Source organism: Roseburia sp. AM59-24XD, from assembly GCF_003478445.1.
Lineage (GTDB): Bacteria > Bacillota > Clostridia > Lachnospirales > Lachnospiraceae > Jutongia.
Genome location: NZ_QUET01000066.1, coordinates 1 through 1,925, shown reverse-complemented (window position 1 = coordinate 1,925; position 1,925 = coordinate 1). Strand labels below are relative to the sequence as shown.

The 1,925-nt window shown below is 44.8% G+C and carries 1 protein-coding gene; it reads right to left on the bottom strand.

Annotated elements, in window-relative coordinates:
- Positions 1 to 72: 72 nt before the first annotated feature.
- A complete protein-coding gene (ltrA, locus tag DXA20_RS15880; protein WP_118562099.1) occupies positions 73 to 1,467 on the bottom strand; it encodes a group II intron reverse transcriptase/maturase in 1,395 nt (464 codons plus the stop codon).
- Between the last annotated feature and the right edge of the window lie 458 nt (positions 1,468 to 1,925).

Genomic DNA, 1,925 nt, shown 5'->3' with positions numbered 1-1,925 from the left:
AATCGAGTAGGAGGCGGTGACTAACCGCCGTCCTCTCACACCACCGTGCGTACCGTTCGGTACACGGCGGTTTCAATAGTTGACGTGCACAGACTGATAGGCTGTGGCTAAATCATAAAAGCCACTGTTTATCAGTCTTTCTTTATTCAGCGCCCAAATCACAGCTTTGTTATTACTGATATACCAATACTTTCTGCGACTGTTTGCTATTGTTGCCGCATAGTGTTCTGGAATTCCCAGCTTGACTAGATTTTTATATTTCGTTCTAGGTTTCTTCCACTGTTTCCATATGCACATGCGTATTCTGTGGTAAAGCCATCCATTGATGTCATTTATGTTGCTCTTCATACTTGCAATTCCGTAGTAGTTAAGCCATCCCCTTGCATACACCTTGATTTTCTCAAGGCTTGGCTTGATTGACTGACATCGCTTACGGGAAGATAACTCCTTCAGTCTAGACTTGAATTTCTTCCATGACTTCGGATGAACTCGGACATAAATGCCCTTTCCGTTCCTTCCCAATGCAAAGCCAAGGAATTTAAAATTTCGGATTGCAAACACGCTGACAGTACGGCTCTTTTCTCGGTTGACTGTAAGTTTCAGCTTCTCCTCAAGATATTTTGTACTGCTTTCCAAGAGTCTCTCTGATGCTCGCCTGCTCTTTGCAAGAAGCACGATGTCATCTGCATATCTTATGCATGGAACACCTCTTTTCAGAAATTCCTGGTCGAACTCATTGAGGTAGACATTTGCCAGCAATGGTGATAGGTTTCCACCTTGTGGTGAGCCTTCCTCTGTGTCAATGACCACTCCGTTTTCCATTATGCCACTTTTCAGATAGCGCTTTATCAACTGCACTACACGTTCATCTTTTACATTCTTTCGGAGAAGGTTGATGAGAATTTCGTGATTAAGAGTATCAAAGTACTTTGACAAGTCAAGGACTACAGCAAATGTATAGCCTTGTTCTGCATACTCCTTAACCTTAAGTATTGCATCTTTTGCACTTCTGTTCGGACGATAGCCATAGCTACCCTCTGCAAATAGCGGTTCATAGATTGGCACTAACTGTTGGGTTATTGCCTGTTGAAGTGTACGGTCTACCACTGTTGGTATGCCAAGCTTTCGCACACCACCGTCTGGTTTGGGAATCTCAACTCGTCTTACTGGAGACGGAGTATACTTTCCACGATAAATGCGGTCGGTTATCTCTTGTTGATGTTCCTTTAGATATGGAAGAGCCTCCTCAATGGTCATGCCATCAATTCCCGCCGCTCCCTTGTTTGCCTTAACTCTCTTATACGCTCTGTTAAAGTTGTCTTTATACAGTATCGCTTCCAAAAGTCTCGGCTGTGCACTGTCTCTTTCTTTCCATATCCGATTGAATGACCTAGACGCTTTCACATACCCTTCATGTTCCGCATTATCTCTTTGCGAACAGCCATTGTTTTCAATGTTTTCTGCCATAGACGGTCATTCCTCCTTTCTCGGTCATACTCAAGACTCCTACTGATTCGGTCCTTCACCTCGAACGGAACTTGTTCCGTTTGGCTACTATGACCTCTGCTGACTTCTGCGCGTTCAGCATTGCTTTATGCAATGGTTACCTCTTTCAAGGCGTACCGCACAGACCTCCCTAGGTACCACACGTTTCTTCCTCTCCATCCATCTGCCTCATTTATCATACATGATTCCGTGTAGTTATTGGGTTTCAACTTGTGATGCAGTCTTGCCCTCATGCATGACCTCATATGAGATTTCTGTTCGTCAGACCAGAGATTTGCCCGTGAGTTAGTATATTCCTCACATCCAGCTTCCTTCAGATTCCATCTCACGATGGACACCCTTGCCTTCGGCTATATCCTTCCCACTACCGGGCGGATTCGGGACTTTAACCCGTTAGAAACGTGCGCCGCTAGGCGCAC

Bases quoted from the DNA above. Each gene is read 5' to 3' on its own strand.
- ltrA (WP_118562099.1), bottom strand. From the start codon at position 1,467: ATGGCAGAAAACATTGAAAACAATGGCTGTTCGCAAAGAGATAATGCG.